16 protein-coding genes and 1 tRNA gene are annotated in these 19,664 nt (G+C 44.9%); 11 read left to right on the top strand and 6 right to left on the bottom strand.

Features of this window, described 5'->3' with window-relative positions:
• Positions 1–18 precede the first annotated feature (18 nt).
• The 7 genes from JCM10512_RS03615 to JCM10512_RS03585 all read left to right on the top strand — a co-directional run bounded on the left by JCM10512_RS03615 (position 19) and on the right by JCM10512_RS03585 (position 7,997).
• The gene (locus JCM10512_RS03615) at positions 19–1,314 is read left to right on the top strand and encodes an FtsW/RodA/SpoVE family cell cycle protein (protein ID WP_044160479.1); all 1,296 of its coding nucleotides are present in this window, start codon (positions 19–21) and stop codon (positions 1,312–1,314) included.
• Between the two features lie 35 nt (positions 1,315–1,349).
• Positions 1,350–2,519, top strand: coding sequence for an undecaprenyldiphospho-muramoylpentapeptide beta-N-acetylglucosaminyltransferase (gene murG, locus JCM10512_RS03610; protein WP_044160477.1), 1,170 nt, complete (start codon positions 1,350–1,352; stop codon positions 2,517–2,519).
• A 44-nt stretch (positions 2,520–2,563) separates the two neighbouring features.
• Complete coding sequence (gene murC / locus JCM10512_RS03605; protein ID WP_044160573.1) at positions 2,564–3,940, top strand: UDP-N-acetylmuramate--L-alanine ligase; 1,377 nt, start codon at positions 2,564–2,566, stop codon at positions 3,938–3,940.
• Between the two features lie 5 nt (positions 3,941–3,945).
• Positions 3,946–4,686 (top strand): cell division protein FtsQ/DivIB, encoded by a 741-nt coding sequence (locus tag JCM10512_RS03600; protein ID WP_044160475.1) that lies wholly within the window; start codon positions 3,946–3,948, stop codon positions 4,684–4,686.
• Between the two features lie 15 nt (positions 4,687–4,701).
• Positions 4,702–6,141, top strand: coding sequence for a cell division protein FtsA (ftsA, locus tag JCM10512_RS03595; protein ID WP_044160473.1), 1,440 nt, complete (start codon positions 4,702–4,704; stop codon positions 6,139–6,141).
• A 32-nt stretch (positions 6,142–6,173) separates the two neighbouring features.
• The gene (gene ftsZ, locus JCM10512_RS03590; protein WP_044160471.1) at positions 6,174–7,484 is read left to right on the top strand and encodes a cell division protein FtsZ; all 1,311 of its coding nucleotides are present in this window, start codon (positions 6,174–6,176) and stop codon (positions 7,482–7,484) included.
• 63 nt (positions 7,485–7,547) lie between these two features.
• Positions 7,548–7,997 carry a GatB/YqeY domain-containing protein gene (locus tag JCM10512_RS03585; RefSeq protein ID WP_044160469.1) on the top strand — a complete coding sequence of 150 codons (450 nt, stop codon included), beginning with the start codon at positions 7,548–7,550 and terminating at the stop codon, positions 7,995–7,997.
• Between the two features lie 935 nt (positions 7,998–8,932).
• Here JCM10512_RS03585 and recO read toward each other — a convergent pair.
• Positions 8,933–9,661, bottom strand: a complete 729-nt coding sequence (gene recO, locus JCM10512_RS03580; protein WP_044160467.1) for a DNA repair protein RecO — start codon at positions 9,659–9,661, stop codon at positions 8,933–8,935.
• 485 nt (positions 9,662–10,146) lie between these two features.
• Here recO and JCM10512_RS03575 point away from each other — a divergent pair.
• From JCM10512_RS03575 to gyrB, 3 genes are all read left to right on the top strand, one after another.
• Positions 10,147–10,218 (top strand) — tRNA-Glu (locus tag JCM10512_RS03575).
• Between the two features lie 42 nt (positions 10,219–10,260).
• A complete protein-coding gene (rpsT, locus tag JCM10512_RS03570; RefSeq protein WP_044160465.1) occupies positions 10,261–10,515 on the top strand; it encodes a 30S ribosomal protein S20 in 255 nt (84 codons plus the stop codon).
• 201 nt (positions 10,516–10,716) lie between these two features.
• Positions 10,717–12,675 (top strand): DNA topoisomerase (ATP-hydrolyzing) subunit B, encoded by a 1,959-nt coding sequence (gene gyrB / locus JCM10512_RS03565; RefSeq protein ID WP_044160462.1) that lies wholly within the window; start codon positions 10,717–10,719, stop codon positions 12,673–12,675.
• 116 nt (positions 12,676–12,791) lie between these two features.
• Here the strand turns inward: gyrB and JCM10512_RS03560 are convergent, their stop codons facing one another.
• Both JCM10512_RS03560 and gpmI read right to left on the bottom strand, forming a co-directional pair.
• Positions 12,792–13,373, bottom strand: a complete 582-nt coding sequence (locus tag JCM10512_RS03560; RefSeq protein WP_044160460.1) for a DUF3109 family protein — start codon at positions 13,371–13,373, stop codon at positions 12,792–12,794.
• Between the two features lie 300 nt (positions 13,374–13,673).
• Entirely contained in the window at positions 13,674–15,191 is a 1,518-nt protein-coding gene (gene gpmI, locus JCM10512_RS03555; protein ID WP_044160459.1) for a 2,3-bisphosphoglycerate-independent phosphoglycerate mutase, read from the bottom strand.
• 421 nt (positions 15,192–15,612) lie between these two features.
• Between gpmI and JCM10512_RS03550 the strand changes: the two genes are divergently transcribed.
• On the top strand, positions 15,613–16,542 hold the full coding sequence (locus JCM10512_RS03550) for a magnesium transporter CorA family protein (RefSeq protein WP_044160572.1): 930 nt from the start codon (positions 15,613–15,615) through the stop codon (positions 16,540–16,542).
• Positions 16,543–16,715: 173 nt separating this feature from the next.
• Here the strand turns inward: JCM10512_RS03550 and JCM10512_RS03545 are convergent, their stop codons facing one another.
• The 3 genes from JCM10512_RS03545 to JCM10512_RS03535 all read right to left on the bottom strand — a co-directional run bounded on the left by JCM10512_RS03545 (position 16,716) and on the right by JCM10512_RS03535 (position 19,581).
• Complete coding sequence (locus JCM10512_RS03545) at positions 16,716–17,261, bottom strand: fimbrillin family protein (RefSeq protein WP_044160458.1); 546 nt, start codon at positions 17,259–17,261, stop codon at positions 16,716–16,718.
• A 36-nt stretch (positions 17,262–17,297) separates the two neighbouring features.
• A complete protein-coding gene (locus tag JCM10512_RS03540; protein ID WP_052517083.1) occupies positions 17,298–17,882 on the bottom strand; it encodes a hypothetical protein in 585 nt (194 codons plus the stop codon).
• Between the two features lie 145 nt (positions 17,883–18,027).
• Positions 18,028–19,581 carry a DUF5723 family protein gene (locus tag JCM10512_RS03535; protein WP_044160457.1) on the bottom strand — a complete coding sequence of 518 codons (1,554 nt, stop codon included), beginning with the start codon at positions 19,579–19,581 and terminating at the stop codon, positions 18,028–18,030.
• Positions 19,582–19,664: the final 83 nt, after the last annotated feature.

Genomic DNA, 19,664 nt, shown 5'->3' with positions numbered 1-19,664 from the left:
AAGAAACAACTAAGTAGCGTGGATTTATTAAAGAACATATTCAAAGGCGATAAGGTTATCTGGATTATTTTCCTCTGCCTCTGTCTTATCTCTATCGTTGAGGTATTTTCGGCAGCATCAACGCTAACGTATAAAAGTGGCGATCACTGGGGACCGATCACGCAGCACTCAATCATTCTAATGATAGGGGCTTTAGTCGTGGTGCTAATGCATAACATCCGCTATAGATGGTTCCAGGTATTTCCGGTATTTCTATATCCGATTTCGATTGTTTTGTTGGCGTTTGTCACGCTAATGGGTATCATCACAGGCGACCGTATAAATGGAGCCGCCCGCTGGATGACTTTCATGGGTTTACAGTTCCAACCTTCCGAGTTGGCGAAGATGGCGGTCATTATCGCTGTTTCGTTTATCTTGTCGAAAAGGCAGGATGAGGACGGAGCGAACCCGAAAGCGTTCAAGTACATCATGCTTGTGGCTGGGCTTGTGATTCTACTAATTGCTCCGGAGAACTTGTCAACAGCCATGTTGTTGTTTGGCGTAGTTTTTTTAATGATGTGCATCGGGCGAGTATCCTCGAAAAAGCTACTGATGCTAACCGGCACATTGATATTACTTGCAACACTTGCTATCACCGTAATCCTATTTACGCCCGTAAAGACATTCCGGACTACACCGGGACTACACCGTGCAGAGACTTGGCAGAACCGCATCAAGGAGTTCTTTGATAATGAAGAGGTGCCAGCCGCCAAATTCGACATCGACAAAGACGCACAGATCGCACACGCACGTATTGCCATTGCAACGAGCAATGTGGTGGGTAAAGGACCGGGCAACTCGGTACAGCGCGACTTTCTGAGTCAGGCCTTCTCCGACTTTATCTTCGCCATCGTCATTGAGGAGATGGGATTGATTGGAGGTATATTTGTGGTTTTCCTATACCTGTGGCTATTGATGCGAGCGGGACGTATCGCGCAGAAGTGTGAACGAACTTTCCCAGCGTTTCTGGTCATGGGCATCGCCCTGTTGCTGGTCTCGCAGGCTATATTGAATATGATGGTGGCAGTCGGACTTTTCCCCGTCACCGGACAACCACTCCCACTTATCAGTAAGGGAGGAACAAGTACGCTCATCAACTGTGCGTATATTGGTATGATTTTAAGTGTCAGCCGATACACCGCGCAATTGGAAGAGCAAAAAGAACATGATGCACAGCTACAGCTACAAATAACGACCGGAGCGGAGAATCCAGTTGGACAGTTAGGTGCCGAACCTACTGCCGAGGTGTTGAACAGCGACGAGAAGTTTGAGTAGTTTGTAGACGAATATATAATGAAGTGAAAGAGAATATGCACACACTCGAAAGCAACAATTCGTCCCTTGCCCCAGACGGGAATGGGAAGAAAGCGCTGAGAATCATCATCAGCGGCGGAGGTACAGGAGGACATATCTTCCCGGCGGTTTCTATTGCCAATGCCATCAAGGAGCTTCGTCCGGATGCCCAAATTCTGTTTGTAGGAGCAGAAGGCAGAATGGAGATGCAACGTGTACCCGATGCCGGTTACGAAATAATAGGTCTGCCCATTGCGGGATTCGACCGTAAACACTTGTGGAAAAACTTCGCGGTGCTGGTTAAATTGGCACGTAGCCAGTGGAAAGCCCGCAGCATCATTCGGAAGTTCCGCCCGCAGGTCGCAGTAGGCGTTGGAGGTTATGCCAGCGGCCCGACTCTAAAGACTGCGGGAATGATGGGAGTACCGACACTGATTCAGGAACAGAACTCCTATGCCGGGGTGACCAATAAACTGTTGGCACAAAAGGCCCGAAAGATTTGTGTAGCTTACGAAGGCATGGAAAAGTTCTTTCCGGCGGATAAGATTATCATGACTGGCAACCCGGTACGTCAGAACCTGACAAAAGGGATGCCTGCAAAAGAAGAAGCACTCCGCACATTCGGGCTGCAACCGGGTAAAAGAACAATCCTGGTAGTAGGCGGAAGTTTGGGAGCTCGCACGATTAACGATACATTGACAGCCGGTTTATCTGTCATCCAAGCGAATAGTGATGTTCAGTTTATCTGGCAGACCGGCAAGTACTATCATAAGCAGGTAATGGAAGCTGTCCGCGCAGCGGGCGAAATTCCGAACTTGTATGTTTCGGACTTTATTAAAGATATGGCTTCGGCTTATGCGGCGGCCGATCTCGTAATCTCCCGTGCAGGAGCAGGGTCAATATCCGAATTCTGCCTGTTGCATAAAGCTGTTATTCTTGTTCCTTCACCCAATGTGGCAGAAGATCACCAGACTAAAAACGCACTGGCGCTAGTCGACAAACAGGCGGCTATCTATGTGAAGGATAGCGAAGCGGAGCATAAACTCCTGCAAGTAGCCCTGGATGTGGTCAACGAACCGGCGAAGCTACAGGCCCTGAGTGAGCATATCGCTCAATTGGCATTACCGGACTCGGCTCGTATCATCGCTCAGGAAGTGATTCAGTTGGCAGAGAAGTCAGGCCGATAGTAAACAGAAAATTAATGAAGTCCCCCAAAGAAAGAATGAAAACAATGAATATTGAAACCATAAAATCTGTCTATTTTGTAGGTGCCGGCGGTATCGGCATGAGTGCGTTGGTACGTTATTTCCTGTCGAAAGGCAAAGTCGTGGCCGGATATGACCGCACACCTACTCCATTGACCGAAAGCTTGATTGCCGAAGGTGCGCAAATACATTTCGAGGAAAATGTAGCCCTCATTCCCGAAGCATGTAAGGATCAAGCGAACACACTGGTTGTACTGACGCCCGCCGTTCCACATGAACATGCCGAGTTGGTTTACTTCCGCGAAAACGGATTTGCAATCCAAAAGCGTGCGCAAGTGTTAGGTAGCATTACGCATGCGAGCAAGGGGCTTTGTGTGGCAGGTACACATGGAAAGACAACGACTTCTACAATGGCTGCACATTTATTGCATCAGTCACATGTGGAGTGTACCGCTTTCCTAGGTGGTATTTCCAAAAATTACGGCACTAACTTACTGCTTTCGCAGAAAAGCCCGTATACAGTTATCGAAGCGGATGAGTTCGACCGGTCTTTCCACTGGCTGTCACCGTATATGTCGGTAATCACAGCTACCGACCCCGATCATCTTGACATCTATGGAACGGAAGAAGCGTACCTCGAGAGTTTTGTACATTATACGACTCTGATTCAACCGGGTGGAGCTTTGATTATCCGCAAGGGGGTCTCACTAAAACCAAAAGTGCAAGAAGGCGTACGTGTATTTACCTATTCAAGGGATGAAGGGGACTTTCATGCAGAGAACATACGCATTGGTAACGGAGAGATTTTCATCGACTTTGTTGCTCCGGACACGCGTATCAATGATATCCAACTAGGAGTTCCGGTAAGTATCAACATCGAAAACGGAGTAGCGGCAATGGCCTTGGCGCATTTAAACGGGGTTACCGACGAAGAGATTAAACGAGGCATGGCTAGTTTCCGGGGAGTAGATCGCCGGTTTGACTTTAAGATCAAAACTGATCGTCTGGTCTTTCTGAGCGACTATGCACACCACCCTTCGGAAGTCAAACAGAGTTTGCTGTCTATCCGCGAGTTGTACCGGGACAAGAAGATTACGGCTGTCTTCCAACCGCATCTTTTCACACGCACACGTGACTTCTACCGGGAGTTTGCCGATAGCCTTTCGCTAGCCGACGAAGTAATCCTGATAGACATTTATCCGGCACGTGAAGAGCCTATACCCGGAGTCACCAGCAAGTTGATTTATGACAACCTGCGACCGGGAATCGAGAAGAGTATGTGCAAAAAAGAAGAAATTTTGAACATTTTGAAAGATAAAAACATTGAAGTATTAATAACCTTGGGAGCCGGCGATATTGATAACTACGCTCCCGAACTATGTAAAATACTCGCAAACCGATAACGTATATGCTAAAAAGAATCCTTCTATTCATTGTCATGCTGGTCCTTATAGCCTACCTCTGCGTAGCTATTACGGCCTTTAATCGCAAGCCTGCTCATCAGACCTGCCATGACCTGGATTTGATTATCAAGGATACTGCCTATGCCGGTTTCATCACCCAAAATGAAGTAAAAGGCCTTCTCGAAAAGAAGGGAATCAATCCGGTGGGAAAGAAAATGGAGCGTATTTCTGTCAAATCTCTCGAAAGAGAATTGTCTAAACACCCGTTGATCGATGAAGCGGAGTGTTACAAAACGCCCAGTGGCAAAGTACGCATAGAGGTTACACAGCGCATCCCCATACTCAGAGTGATGAGTGCAAACGGAGAAAACTACTATGTCGACAACAAAAGTACGATCATGCCACCCGAAGCAAAATGTATAGCGCACCGGGTCGTGGTCACCGGAAATGTAGAAAAGTCGTTTGCAATGAAGGATTTATATAAGTTTGGTGTATTTTTGCAGAACAATAAGTTCTGGGATGCGCAGATAGAACAAGTAAACGTTTTACCCGACCATACGGTGGAATTGGTGCCGCGGGTAGGCGACCATATTGTCTATCTGGGCAAGCTGGAAAACTTTGAAGAAAAGCTGGATCGCCTGAAGATATTCTATGAAAAAGGATTGAACCAGGTGGGTTGGAATAAATATTCGCGCATCAATCTGGAGTTCAATAATCAGATTATTTGTACGAAACGGGAACAATAAAAAAATAAGAAAGATATGGCAACAACAGAATTTATCGCCGCTATTGAACTGGGTTCATCGAAGATAACCGGTGTGGCCGGAAGAAAGAGTAGTGACGGGAGTATGCAAATATTAGCCTATGCTCAAGAGGACTCTTCAACATTCATCCGTAAAGGAGTGGTTTTCAATCTGGATAGAACCGCCCAGAGCCTGACATCGATCATCAACCAACTGGAAGGTGAACTAAAGAATTCAATAGCCAGGGTTTATGTGGGAATCGGCGGACAGTCGCTCCGTACAGTACGCAACGTTATCAGCCGTGAACTTGAGGAGGAAACTAAGATTACCGAAGAACTTGTCAACTCCATTGGTGACGAGAATATTGCCATTCCGGTTGTCGATATGGATATACTAGATGTAGCCCCCCAGGAGTATAAGGTAGGGAATATCTTGCAGGCCAGCCCGATCGGACTGATCGGCAATCACATCGAAGCCCGGTTCCTGAACATTGTTGCCCGTTCGTCTGTGAAGAAGAATCTGGAGAACTGTTTTGCCCAGGCTCGTATCGATATTGCCGATTTACTAATTGCCCCGCTGGTTACCGCAAATGCTGTCCTGACCGAGAGCGAGCGTCGTTCCGGCTGTGCGCTGGTTGACTTCGGAGCGGATACGACTACTGTCTCAGTCTACAAAAATAACATTCTTCGCTTCCTGACTGTATTGCCATTGGGAGGTAATAGCATCACGCATGATATTACATCTTTGCAATTGGAAGAAGAAGAGGCCGAACGCTTGAAGATAACCTACGGAGATGCGCTCTACGAAGAAGAGGAGAACGAAGAACCGGCTCTCTGCACATTATCCGACGAGAATCAGACAATCGAACAAGACGGACTGAATAATATCGTAGAGTCTCGTGCCGAGGAGATCGTTGCCAACGTATGGAACCAGATCCAATTGTCAGGATATGACGATAAGTTACTGGCCGGCATTGTGATGACCGGAGGTGGTTCAGCATTGAAAAACCTCGATGAAGTATTGCGCAGGCGTGCCAAAGTCGAAAAGACACGTATCGCTAAATCACCGCGCAACACCGTACATGCTCCCAGCGAGTTGCTCAAAAAGGACGGTTCGCAAAATACGATTTTCGGTTTACTGTTTGAAGGCAATCAGAATTGCTGCCTGACGGAAGTGGCACCCCGCATGGCTCCGAAAATAGATCCGGAGGTCTTCAACAAACCGGCGGATATGTTCGAGAATGACGAAGAACTGAGAAGACAGAGTGAGATTGCCCGCAAACAAAAGGAGGAAGAAGATAAAGTAGCCAGAGCCGCCGCCAGAGCTGCCAAAGAGGAAGCCAGAATAGCCAAAGAGGAGGCGAAAAAAGAAGCGAAGAAGAACGCAGGCCCTAGCTGGCTACAACGCAAAATAGATTCGTTGACGAAGGAGATCTTCTCCGACGACGATATGAAATAACCCTTAATTCGTAATTCATAATTCTATAAGATATGGACGAGATAGTACAATTCGATTTCCCAACTGATTCACCGAAGATCATCAAAGTGATCGGCGTAGGTGGAGGTGGAGGTAATGCCGTAAACCACATGTACCGGGAAGGCATACATGACGTAACATTCGTTCTCTGTAACACGGACAATCAGGCACTGGCCGAATCTCCCGTGCCGATCAAACTGCAATTGGGACGGAGCATCACGCAAGGGCTTGGAGCTGGTAATCGACCGGAACGGGCACGAGACGCAGCTGAGGAGAGCATCGATGACATCAAAAGTTTGCTCAATGATGGAACAAAAATGGTGTTTATCACTGCAGGTATGGGAGGAGGAACAGGTACAGGAGCTGCCCCTGTCATCGCCCGTATTGCCAAAGAAATGGATATACTGACTGTTGGTATTGTCACCATCCCCTTTATCTTTGAAGGCGAAAAGAAAATTATTCAGGCACTTGACGGTGTCGAACGCATTGCCCAACACGTAGATGCGCTACTCGTCATCAACAACGAACGCTTGCGCGAGATCTACTCGGATCTAACTTTCATGAATGCCTTTGGTAAGGCGGATGATACATTGTCTATCGCAGCCAAAAGTATTGCTGAAATCATCACCATGCGCGGTACGGTCAACCTGGACTTCGCTGACGTGAAAACGATCTTAAAGGATGGCGGCGTAGCAATCATGAGTACCGGATTTGGCGAAGGCGATAGTCGAGTTACGAAAGCCATCGACGATTCACTACACTCTCCACTACTGAACAACAACGATATCTTCAATGCCAAGAAAGTTATGCTGAATGTATCGTTCTGCCCTACCTCCGAACTAATGATGGAGGAGATGAACGAAGTTCACGAATTCATGAGCAAGTTCCGCGAGGGAGTAGAAGTTATCTGGGGGGTAGCTATGGACCCATCGTTGGAAGGAAACGTAAAGATCACGGTACTTGCTACCGGATTTGGCGTAGAAGACGTTCCGGGCATGGACAGCTTGCACGAAGCTCGCAGCCAGGAAGAAGAAGAACGCCAATTGCTGCTTGAAGAAGAGAAAGAAAAGAACAAAGAACGGATTCGCAAAGCCTACGGAGAAAGCGCCAGCGGAATCGGAAGTAAGAATATCCGCAGACGCCGCCACGTTTATCTCTTTAATGCCGAAGATCTTGATAACGATGACATCATCGCCATGGTAGAAGATTCAGCGACTTATCTGCGTGACAAGACGACGCTCACCAAGATTAAGACGAAAGCCGCTCTTGAAGAGGAAGAAGCTACCGAAGAGGCTATCGATACCGACGGAGTGATTACATTTTAAGGCTTCTCACGTACGAACGGACAGGAAGCGGAAACAAGTATTCGAAATTTAATATATAAGCATATGGATTTATTTGATAGGGTCAGCGAAGACATTAAAAATGCAATGAAAGCTAAGGATAAAGTAGCCTTAGAAACGCTCAGAAATATAAAGAAGTTCTTTCTCGAAGCTAAAACCGCTCCGGGAGCTAACGATCTGCTGACAGACGATGCCGCACTAAAAATTATCCAGAAGTTAGTGAAACAAGGGAAAGATGCTGCTGAAATCTACATCGGACAGAGCCGTCAGGATCTTGCCGACGAAGAATTAGCGCAAGTAAAGGTGATGGAAGCCTATCTGCCGAAACAAATGACTCCCGAAGAGCTAGAAGCCGCACTCAAAGCAATCATAGCTGAGGTAGGTGCTACCGATGCGAAAGATATGGGTAAGGTAATGGGAGTTGCCTCTAAGAAATTAGCCGGTTTAGCCGAAGGACGTGCCATCTCTGCCAAAGTAAAAGAGCTTCTGGGATAAACTTCCCACGCTCGCTACGCAAGAGAGACTACATACAAAGGATTGAGTGATAACTTTCTATAGGTTACACTCAATCCTTTTTTGTTTGTGTAAACGACAAGTACCACGTATCTATCATACTCGTGTCAGCACAACCGATGCAGAGCTGGCTAATGACTCCAATTTCTCGAAGAAAAGGACAATCAGCGATCACTTACAAAAGTATAGGGGGGATATAAGCATTTTACACAATGATACAACACTCTTATGTCATAATCACTTTTTTGCATATCATTCAGTATATCAGCTAATTGCAATGCGCCTTCTTTTTTTCGATCATTTTATTCTGAGGAACGATAGCTATTGCTTTCTTCCCCTCAAAACAGAACTTCCAATTCACCAAACAAGCCTTTTTAATAACCGCATCGTATGCAACGATTAGCGGATATAAGCAGTCTTTTTCTATGTTTATTCTCTTTTATTTCCTGTTGCACCTATGTGCGACGACTGTTCCACATTATGTGGGACACGTGTTTCACAATATGTGAGTCAGCTGTTCCACAACTGTGGAACAGGAAATAGAATGGACAAAAATGCTTTTTACCAGTTGTTTACTACTAGCTACCGGGAGGTTTTTGCTAAGTACACAGTCTTCGGAAACCGGTATTATTTATTGAGTAGATCAGTCCGAGAAAAGTAGACGCAATATATCAAACTATCAATCAGCCGTTTACAGCAAAAAGTGATTATGACATAAGAGTGTTGTATCATTGTGTAGCTCGCTTAAATTGCGTGTTTTGCCGGTTAATTCGTTTGTAGATGCAGGCTATATCCCTAGATTTCAAGCTGGTCTCAGTTAAGGGGATTAATAAATATCACCTTATTCCTGCATAAGTTAACGATACTGCTGTAGTAGTATGCTGAGAGAAAGGAAAGAACGATCTTCCGACAAACGATTAATCGAACAACTCTTTTAAGACCTCCAGCGATTTTAAAGCCGGGAAGTCCGATAAATGAAGCCGATAATAGTCATTCATAATTGTTAGGCAGCGGGTACGCTCTGTGCGGTTCATACCAAAAAGATGCATTGTATCGTAATTCATCCGCATCAGTTGTCGAAGACGCCCAGCCTCTTCGGCATTGACATAAGAAGAGTGAAGTTGGGGACGTACAGAGGTGAAACAAGCGTTTAGCAAATCGAAATAATCCCCGGCATGATAATCCTCTAAATTCGGATAAAGGCCCAGAAAACGGGAAAGACGCATTAAAAAAACAAGATGAAAATTGGCAAAACCATCACGACACTCGTCCAGCCAGATAACCGAATGCATCAAATAAGCAAACAAAGATCCATTCTCCCCTTCTTCCCGAACCGCCCGATACAGGAACTCCGCCAGAAAGAGTGCCATAGCAGATTTGTACGGGTCATAAGGCACAGAGGAGAAAGGATAGAAAGACTTTGCTTCTTTCACCCGATAGAGGGTAGAATTAGGACGATAATCTGCCTCAAACTCAATAATGGACAATGGCTGAAACAGAACGGATTTTACTGCTGCCTTTCGCGAACGAGGGATGGATACCAGAAAAGAAGCCCTTCCGGACAACTCCGTATACATATCGACAATGATAGAAGTATCATTGTATTTGAGCGTATGAAGAACGATTCCTTTAGTTTTTTGCAGCATATCCTTTCGATTCCGGAACAAAACTACAAAAAATCCTCAAGAATAAAGCCCAGTTAAGCAACATCCTATTGGAAAGAGCTGGTTTTAGAACAAAACTACCAATAAAGAGAGTCTGCTGCCATTATCAATAGCTATACAAACTGCTGCCAAAAGAGTAGAACAGTAGTACGAATCACCAAGCTCACAAGAAAATATTACTGAGTTTTTCAGAGAGTTTAGAAGGCTGCTATATATATAAGGTAAGACGTAGCCAAAAGAATACGACCAAGCATTTCCTAAAGAAGAATGTTTTTTGCAGGCAGGCCAACCGCATACACCACTGATAATCAACACAGAACAAAACCTCAGTAAAGAATGCCGATACTTTTATTGAAAATATTTTCAGGAATAATTTGCCAATATCAAAATAGTTCTTACCTTTGCATCCGCAATCGAGAAACAAACTTTGTTTCAAGAAAGCAAAACGCAGAAATGCGACAAAGGATGGCCCGTTCGTCTATCGGTTAGGACGCAAGATTTTCATTCTTGAAAGGGGGGTTCGACTCCCCCACGGGCTACAAATAAAAAGAATAAAGAACCAAAAAATAGATTAGTCGAAAATGGCAAATCACAAATCATCACTGAAAAGAATCAGACAGGAAGAGAAAAGAAGAATTCATAACAGATACTATGGTAAGACCATGAGAAACGCTGTTAGAAAACTTCGTGCTACTACTGATAAGACAGAAGCTGCAGCTTTGTACCCGAAAGTTACAAAAATGCTGGATAAATTGGCTAAAACAAATGTTATCCACAAGAATAAGGCTAGCAATCTGAAGTCTAAGTTAGCGATCTATATCAACAAACTCGCTTAATTTAAGTAGATACTACACAAATTCTACATATTATCAGGCTGAACCTAATGGTTCGGCCTTTTCTCATTGAAGCACATTCAAAAACCATCCATCCATAAGTGGGAGAATCAAGGTCTATTCTGTATTTTTCACGTTCTATTCTTCTCCGAATCAACTATTTTCACTATATTTGCTCTGTTATTATAACTTAGAAAGGCAATTATGAGCGAAGAACAAATCACTCCCAATAACGGGGCCTATTCAGCGGATAGCATCCAGGTATTGGAAGGTCTTGAAGCAGTGAGAAAACGTCCCGCGATGTACATTGGCGACATCAGCATAAAGGGACTCCATCACTTGGTATACGAAATCGTTGACAACTCTATTGACGAAGCACTGGCCGGATACTGCGACCACATCGAAGTGACCATCAACGAAGACAACTCAGTTACAGTACAGGACAACGGACGTGGTATTCCAGTGGACTATCACGAAAAGGAAAAAAAGTCAGCTATGGAAGTAGCTATGACTGTGTTGCATGCCGGAGGTAAATTCGACAAAGGTTCTTATAAGGTTTCCGGAGGTTTGCACGGGGTAGGTATGTCGTGTGTGAATGCACTGTCCAGCCACATGATCACACAGGTATCACGTGATGGCAAGATCTATCAGCAAGAATACGAAATCGGTAAACCACTCTACAATGTGAAAGAAGTAGGTGTGTCCGACCATACCGGAACTCGTCAACAGTTCTGGCCTGACAAGTCTATTTTCATTGAAACAGTTTACGACTATAAGATATTAGCTTCCCGCATGCGCGAGCTGGCTTACTTGAATGCCGGACTGCGTATTACGTTGACTGACCTACGTGTGGTAAACGAAGACGGAAGTTTTAAAAGCGATTTCTTCCATTCCGAAGAAGGACTGAGAGAATTCGTTCGCTTCATCGAATCTTCACGCGAACACCTGATCAATGACGTAATCTATCTGAATACGGAAAAACAGGGCGTTCCGGTTGAAATAGCAATCATGTATAACACCGGTTTCTCTGAAAACATCCATTCATACGTCAACAATATCAATACAATTGAAGGAGGTACGCACTTGGCCGGTTTCCGCCGCGCTCTTACACGTACGCTGAAGAAATACGCCGAGGATAGCAAAATGCTCGAGAAGGTGAAAGTAGATATTGCTGGTGACGACTTCCGTGAGGGATTGACTGCCGTTATTTCGATCAAGGTAGCCGAACCGCAATTCGAAGGTCAGACGAAGACTAAATTGGGTAACAGCGAGGTGATGGGAGCCGTAGACCAAGCCGTAGGAGAAGTTCTAACGAACTACCTCGAAGAACACCCGAAGGAAGCCAAAATGATCGTTGACAAAGTGATCCTAGCCGCAACAGCCCGCCACGCCGCCAGAAAGGCACGTGAAATGGTACAGCGCAAATCACCGATGTCTGGTGGAGGACTACCGGGTAAACTGGCAGACTGCTCCGACAAAGACCCGATTAAATGTGAACTTTTCCTTGTCGAGGGTGACTCGGCAGGCGGAACAGCCAAACAAGGACGTAACCGGGCTTTCCAAGCCATTCTGCCGCTACGTGGTAAAATTCTGAACGTCGAGAAAGCGATGTACCACAAAGCGCTCGAAAGTGATGAAATCCGCAATATCTATACGGCTCTAGGTGTAACAATCGGTACAGAAGAAGACAGCAAGGAGGCTAACATCGAAAAACTGCGTTACCACAAGATCATTATCATGACCGATGCCGACGTCGATGGTTCTCACATCGACACACTGATCATGACTTTCTTCTTCCGCTATATGCCGCAGATCATTCAGAACGGATATCTGTATATCGCTACTCCCCCGCTCTATCTCTGTAAGAAAGGTAGAATCGAAGAGTATTGCTGGACAGATGCCCAACGTCAGAAGTTCATCGAAACCTATGGCGGCGGATCTGAGAGTGCAATTCACACGCAACGATACAAAGGTTTGGGTGAGATGAACGCACAACAATTGTGGGAAACCACTATGGATCCCGAACATCGCATGCTGAAGCAAATCAATATTGATAATGCAGCAGAAGCCGATTACGTATTCTCCATGCTAATGGGTGAAGACGTTGGTCCACGCCGTGAGTTTATCGAAGAGAATGCAACTTATGCGAATATCGATACATAATTTTTATTATACGTTTTTATAAACCAACCTCACATCTTACAACGAAGAAGCGTCGGCAAGCGAAGGAAAATCCTTCGTGCCGACGCTTTTCTATATCTACTACTCCAACTTAAAGGCTAGAGCAGATTACGCTCCTTAAGCTCTACAACGGCTTCTTCCAGTTCCTGATACCAAGCCTCTCCGAATTTGCGGATCAACGGTTCTTTTAAGAACTTATAAACGGGCAGGTTTTCTTTCTCGCCCAACAAAACCGCTGCTTTACAAACGCTCCATCGGTGATAATTAACACCCTTATAAGGTCCGTAATCCCCTACCCGGATCGGATAGAGATGACAAGATACCGGTTTATAAAAGTCAACCTTTCCGGCACGATAAGCTTTTTCTATCGCACAAAAGCAACATCCGGTCTCATCATAGCAAGTAAAAACGCAATCTTTACCGTTTACAAGAGAAGTTACCAAATCACCATCTCTATCCGTATAGACAACACCTTGCTCATCAATCACCTTCTGTGCCTCCGGAGAAAGATCATCCCAAATAACAGGCAGTACTTCTTCCAGTTTTGCCACTTCTTCCAACTCTACCGGCGCACCGGCATCTCCCTCTACACAGCACTCTCCTTTGCAAGCTTTTAGGTCACAAAGGAATTTCTCCCGAATCACATCGAGTGAAATCACTACATCATCAATCTGAATCATATCCAATTAATTATTGCCCAAAGGCAGTTTCCATTCGCAAGCCCTCTTCCGAGAACCTACTTAAAACGCAGCCCAATCCAAAACAAGTTTCCCTAACAATGGTTCACTTTCTAAATAACGTACAAGGAGAATCCTCTTATTTCGTCCTCATCGGTCGAGAGAATGAAGTAGAAGTCGATAATCTGTTGCACGAAGGGGACTGCGGTTGATAAGTAAAGCCGCCTCATTTTTATTCTGAGACGGCCTTATTCCATCACGGACAAGACATAGGCTCATCCACTATTTCTTAGTTAGCCAGCCTCAACCTTTGATGAGGATCTGACCATCCATTTTCGCTGGCACTTCCAGCCCCATAATCCGCAGAATAGTCGGAGCAACATCTGCCAAACGACCGTTCTCTACCTGAGCGGATTTGTTTTCGGTTACGTATACGCAAGGTACCGGATTCAACGAGTGAGCCGTATTCGGCGTACCATCTTCATTCAAAGCACGATCGGCATTTCCATGATCGGCAATGATAATCGCTTCATAATCCTGCGCCTTCGCTGCTTCAATCACATCCTTAATACAAGCGTCTACAGCAACAACCGCTTTCTGAATAGCTTCGTAGATACCGGTGTGGCCAACCATGTCGCCATTGGCAAAATTCACGACAATGAAGTCGTACTTATTCTCATTGATAGCGGCAACCAATTTATCTTTTACTTCATAAGCACTCATTTCCGGCTTCAAGTCGTAAGTAGCAACCTTCGGAGAAGGAACCAAGATACGGTCTTCGTTCTCGTACGGAGTTTCGCGACCACCGTTGAAGAAGAAAGTCACATGGGCATACTTCTCTGTTTCGGCAATATGAAGTTGTTTCAAGCCTTTCTCAGCGATGTATTCGCCCAAAGTGCTAGTTACATTTTCTTTATCAAATAGGATATGAACATCTTTGAAAGAGGAGTCGTACGGAGTCATGCAATAGAATTGCAATCCGGGCACAATGTGCATACCGGCTTCCGGCATATCTTGCTGCGTCAACACAACAGTCAATTCTTTTGCGCGGTCGTTACGATAGTTGAAGAAAATCACTACATCGCCTTCCTTGATTGTTCCGTCTACATTCGCATTCACGATCGGTTTTACAAACTCGTCGGTTACGCCTTCGTCATAAGACTCTTGCATGGCTTGAACCATATCGGTCGCTTTCTTACCTGTGCCATTTATCAACAGATCATAGGCTTCTTTTACGCGCTCCCAACGTTTGTCACGGTCCATTGCATAATAACGACCGATGATCGAAGCAACCTTACCGGCCGACTTCTCACAAGTAGCCACCAACTCTTCGATAAAGCCCTTACCGCTCTTCGGATCTGTATCACGACCATCCATAAAGCAGTGAATGAACGTATTTTCAATGCTGTATTCTTTAGCGATATCGCAAAGTTTGTAAAGATGTTCCAAGGAACTATGCACCCCACCGTTAGAGGTTAACCCCATAAAGTGCACACTCTTGCCGTTTGCTTTAGCATAAGAGAAAGCAGAAACGACTTCGGGATTCTTCAGAATGCTATTATCAGCACAAGCACGATTAATCTTTACCAAATCCTGATACACTACACGTCCGGCTCCGATATTCAAGTGGCCTACTTCAGAATTACCCATCTGTCCGTCGGGCAGACCCACGTTTTCACCGCTGGCTTGAAGTTGAGAGTTTGGATACGTATTCATCAGGTAATCCCAATAAGGAGTAGGAGTATTGAAGATTACGTCATCTTTCTTTTGGTCACCTAATCCCCATCCGTCGAGGATTACTAAAAGCGCTTTCTTGCTCATAATATTTCTAATTTTAAATTATCACTCTGATTTTCGGGTGCAAAGGTACAAAAAAAGATGGTTACGTAAGCCTTTAATCTATGTTAAGTTGCAGGTCGAAAGAGTCATAAGAGGACTAAGATTTAGCTACCCACCCCATCCCTAGCCGCACCTTTCCGGCTCTGTATCGAATCAAAGGCAATGCGGGCTTCAATTCCGGCTAAAAGGAGACCAGCGGCAATCAAAAAGATCTTTCAAAAAAACAGGGCTAAAGTGATAATTTACCCAATTTTCCCTACCTTTGCGCTGCTTTTAATAAAAACAAATAGAAAAATGGACGATTCAAACCCGCGAACGTGCACTTATAGTATTAATTAAAGCGACCAGAGCCATTGCCGACAAATGCCTCTGATCGTATAAACAAATGAAAGGAGGCAATAAGATGAGAACATATCTTTATTGTGAAGCTGGCTTTGTGGAAAAAGCACAATGGCTCCCCAATTGTTGGGTAAATGTGGTATGCCCTAACAAAGACGATTTCAATTTCCTAACCCAAACCCTGAACGTACCCGAATCATTCCTGAATGATATTGCCGATACCGACGAACGTCCGCGTACCGAAACGGAGGGAGATTGGCTACTTACCATTTTACGTATTCCCATTCAAGACAAATCCGGTGAAAGTTTTCCTTTCACAACCGTACCGATTGGTATAATCACCAATAATGACATTGTAGTGTCTGTATGCTATCACAAAAGCGATTTACTACCCGACTTCATCGAGCATACACGGAAAAAGGGGATTGTGGTACGCAACAAACTGGATCTAATCCTCCGCCTCATCTACTCTTCCGCCGTATGGTTTTTGAAGTACCTGAAACAGATTAATTTAGATATCAGTGCAGCTGAGAAAGCATTGGAACGCAGCATACGCAACGAAGACCTGCTCCGCCTGATGAAACTGCAAAAAACGCTGGTTTACTTCAACACATCCATTCGCGGTAATGAGATCATGATCGGTAAACTGCAAAGTATCTTTCAAGACACTGACTACCTGGATAATGAGTTGGTAGAAGACGTTATCATTGAACTAAGGCAAGCGTTCAGTACCGTGAATATTTACAGCGATATTCTCACCGGAACGATGGATGCTTTCGCTTCGATTATTTCGAATAATGTGAATGCCATCATGAAACGCATGACAAGCCTGTCCATCACATTGATGATCCCGACTCTGATCGCCAGCTTTTACGGAATGAACGTAAATATTCACCTGGAAGAGATGCCTCATGCCTTTGCGCTGATCATTTTGTGCTCAGCCGTTTTATCTGCCCTAGCCTTTTTTATATTCCGAAAGGTCCGCTGGTTCTGATCCCGGACTTCCGAGAACAGACCATTCTATACATAATCAGCCTTCCTGTAAACCGCGAAGAGATGCAGCTACAGGAAGGCTTCTCATTACCCCAATCGAGAGCATAGATGAAAGATTCATCCGATTCACCACTCCCCCATGAGTGATATAAACTTGAGAACTAGAGAATCAATTTACTTTACCTCCCACTCAGAGACCGTAGTACTCGCAAGCGTAACCGCATTACTGTCGAGAGATAAGTTTAGTGTGCGTATGCTACCACTTCCCAAACGAAGAGGAATCGAAGCATCATTGCCCGGTAAGGAAACCGGAACCGGATACGTATAACTCTTTCCGTTTATTTCGATATTTATCCAAGGGTGCCCTGCATCATGCAAGTCTTGGGGAGCGATAATAAAAGAACAGTTGCTTCCCATACGGGCAGGATACTCTGTATTATAATCCGAGTGAGCGAATGCCGTACCATGCTGAAAATCAACCACCGCCGTGGAGCGCATCATAAACCGATCGAGCTTAACTACCGCACCGGCAAGTTGGGTCGCATTATAAACACTACTCGATAGCTTTACAACCAACTGATGCATGGCATGCCGAAAAGTCAAACGTACTGCTTCCCCCTTATTCACCGTGACAGGGTCGGTAAGTAGAAGGTCCGGATTCTCTTCCATGGCAACATGGAAGTATTCACCACCCGGATTGACTATACCACAGGGTGCCAAGCAATAAATGTGAGTGCACCTCCATTTCCAACAATCTCATAGTCGGCCCAGGATGTTGCTTCGCCCACAGTATAAGAAGTAGTCATTAATCTTCGCCATATAAATTCTGCGTTCACGCAGAAACAGCCGGGTATAAACAACAAGCTGCCCAACGTAAACGAGTGCAAAGCCTGCTCGCAAAGCCAAAGCCGGGTTGCCGATATGATTGAGAAAGTCGGGAATGGAATACACTTGCACATCGGCCCGGAAGAAAACTACAACGAGATAAACAAGTATGAATACCAAGGTGGGAGTCAGATGTTTCAGCATATGGCGAAGGCTGACATACGGGGAATGGAAAAGGATGAGTACCAGAAACGTGAAAAGGCAAGCCTGAAAGGCCGCGACCACCATAGACACAAGCGAAAAGAAATCGACCGTTTCGTTCTCCATACCAAAGAGCAAGACCAACGAATTGCCGACTCCGCTTAGAAGTGTAGCCACAGCCAGGAATATCTTAGCCCGGTGATAGATTTGCTTTTTCAGCTGGGGTGCTGTTTTAACTGCCAGCAGGAGTACTCCCACAAACAGGCTTACGAATATATTGAATAAGTAAACGATAAAGATCAGCTCCCCAGACATAACTATCTATTTGTTTCGGCCCCCTTAATGAAAATGCGATCTGTCTTTTAGATCCTCTTTTCTCAAAGGATACTAAAAAGACAGACCGCAAAGTTATACGTTTTTCGTCAAGTAGAGCGATTCGAAGTAAGAAGATATTTGTATTTTAGGTTGTTTTTCTCTTTCCAAGAGGAACAGATATACCAACAAACCCATTGACTGTTTTAGAATCTTTCCCTAAGAACATATAGTCGGTCCCCAGAAACACCGGTCCCAACTTCAATCCCAGTCCGAACGACTTACCTGCCGACTGGATAACTGAGTAACTCAATGCTACATTGAACCAATTCTTCGGGCGATAGTTGGCAGAAAAGGTTATTTCCGAAAGAGTCTGAGGTTTCATGAAACGAGTTGTAGACAATAGGCCTAGTCCCAGTTTATTATCCAACAGGCCGTATTCAGCTCCAAGCACAACCGTAGAGGCTAAGCTTGACTTCCGAGACTTAGTCGCTTCTTCCTTGCGGAGTTGCAATAATTCGTAGTCAAGCACATCGCCACCGCTTACACGATCCATATATCCTTGCGCATCGCTCTCCAGACGGTTGAGGTTCGCTTCAATTATATCCAGAGTAGCTTGCGGGTCCGCTTCAATTACAGCCGGATCAGTCGGGATACCTGCTGTGTAGGTACTACCTTTCAGATCAATTCCGGAAGCATTAGCGTTAGCAATCTGTGTGCTACCCTTCGACCAAGAGATAAAGCCCAAGTCAAGTATAGAAGCGGATACCGTCAGGTTATCCATTATCTTATAAGAAGCACCCAGATCAATACCAAAGCCATAACCGGCAATACCCAAGTCCTTATTCTCGAAATCAATATCCGAAATATATCTAGGTTCATTTACTTCTTCTTCCAGATTCAAACCTTTAAACGAGCTTTCCAGGCGAGCGTCTACAGCTAGAAGGGCATGATAATTATTGAATTCATTTCGCAACGCATTAACTTTAGCTTCCGTATTCACATCATCCAGCCCCATATTCCGAAACTCATTGATACGGGCGTCACTTGGTAAATTGGCACTCATCCGAACCTCGTTCATTCTCAGATTCATATTACCAATACCCAGTAATGCCTTCACACGACCACCAACAGTCAGGCGGCTATTAATAGCACGCGCATAACCCAAGCCGACTTCCGTATAGGCATTAACATTCATCTTCTGCCCGCTAATGTCATAAGCACTGTTTAGCCAGTTATCTTCAATAACATCCATTTCATTCAGGAAGTCGAACATAGACTTGGTCAGGGTGGCTCCAATATCCGTGCGGAGTCCTACATTAACCGACCAGAAGTTTTTCCCCTTGTACCAACCGGCAGAGAGGATCTCTGTAGCGACATTCACATTAATGTGGTTCTTATCTTTCAACCGATTTAAGAACTTCGGATTTGTGTAGAAATTATCGCTATCATCAATAATGTCGATGATATCCTGATAGTCCAATGAAGTAGAGCCGACCGTTGCATTAATCGAACCGATAACGGGAATATTGAAATACCCCCGGGTCGGAGTTAGAGCCGGATTGAGTTGCATCCGGTAGTGCGTATCTTCCATAAAATAGGAAGTTCGAAGAAATTGCGCGTTTACACTAAGTGCCCATATTGACATCATACAAAAGGCTCCGATGAGCTTCGAGAGAGGAGAGAGTTTACAAGATACCATTCTTTACGTACTTTAATCTATGTTAATAAAGATGCAAATATAGACCCTTACGATAACATAAGCAAGCCAAATATAACATTATT

The sequence above is a fragment of the Bacteroides reticulotermitis JCM 10512 genome, from assembly GCF_000517545.1.
In the GTDB taxonomy this organism is placed as follows: domain Bacteria; phylum Bacteroidota; class Bacteroidia; order Bacteroidales; family Bacteroidaceae; genus Bacteroides; species Bacteroides reticulotermitis.
Note: the sequence above shows the minus strand (reverse complement) of the source record. Positions and strands in the feature narration are given on the sequence as shown.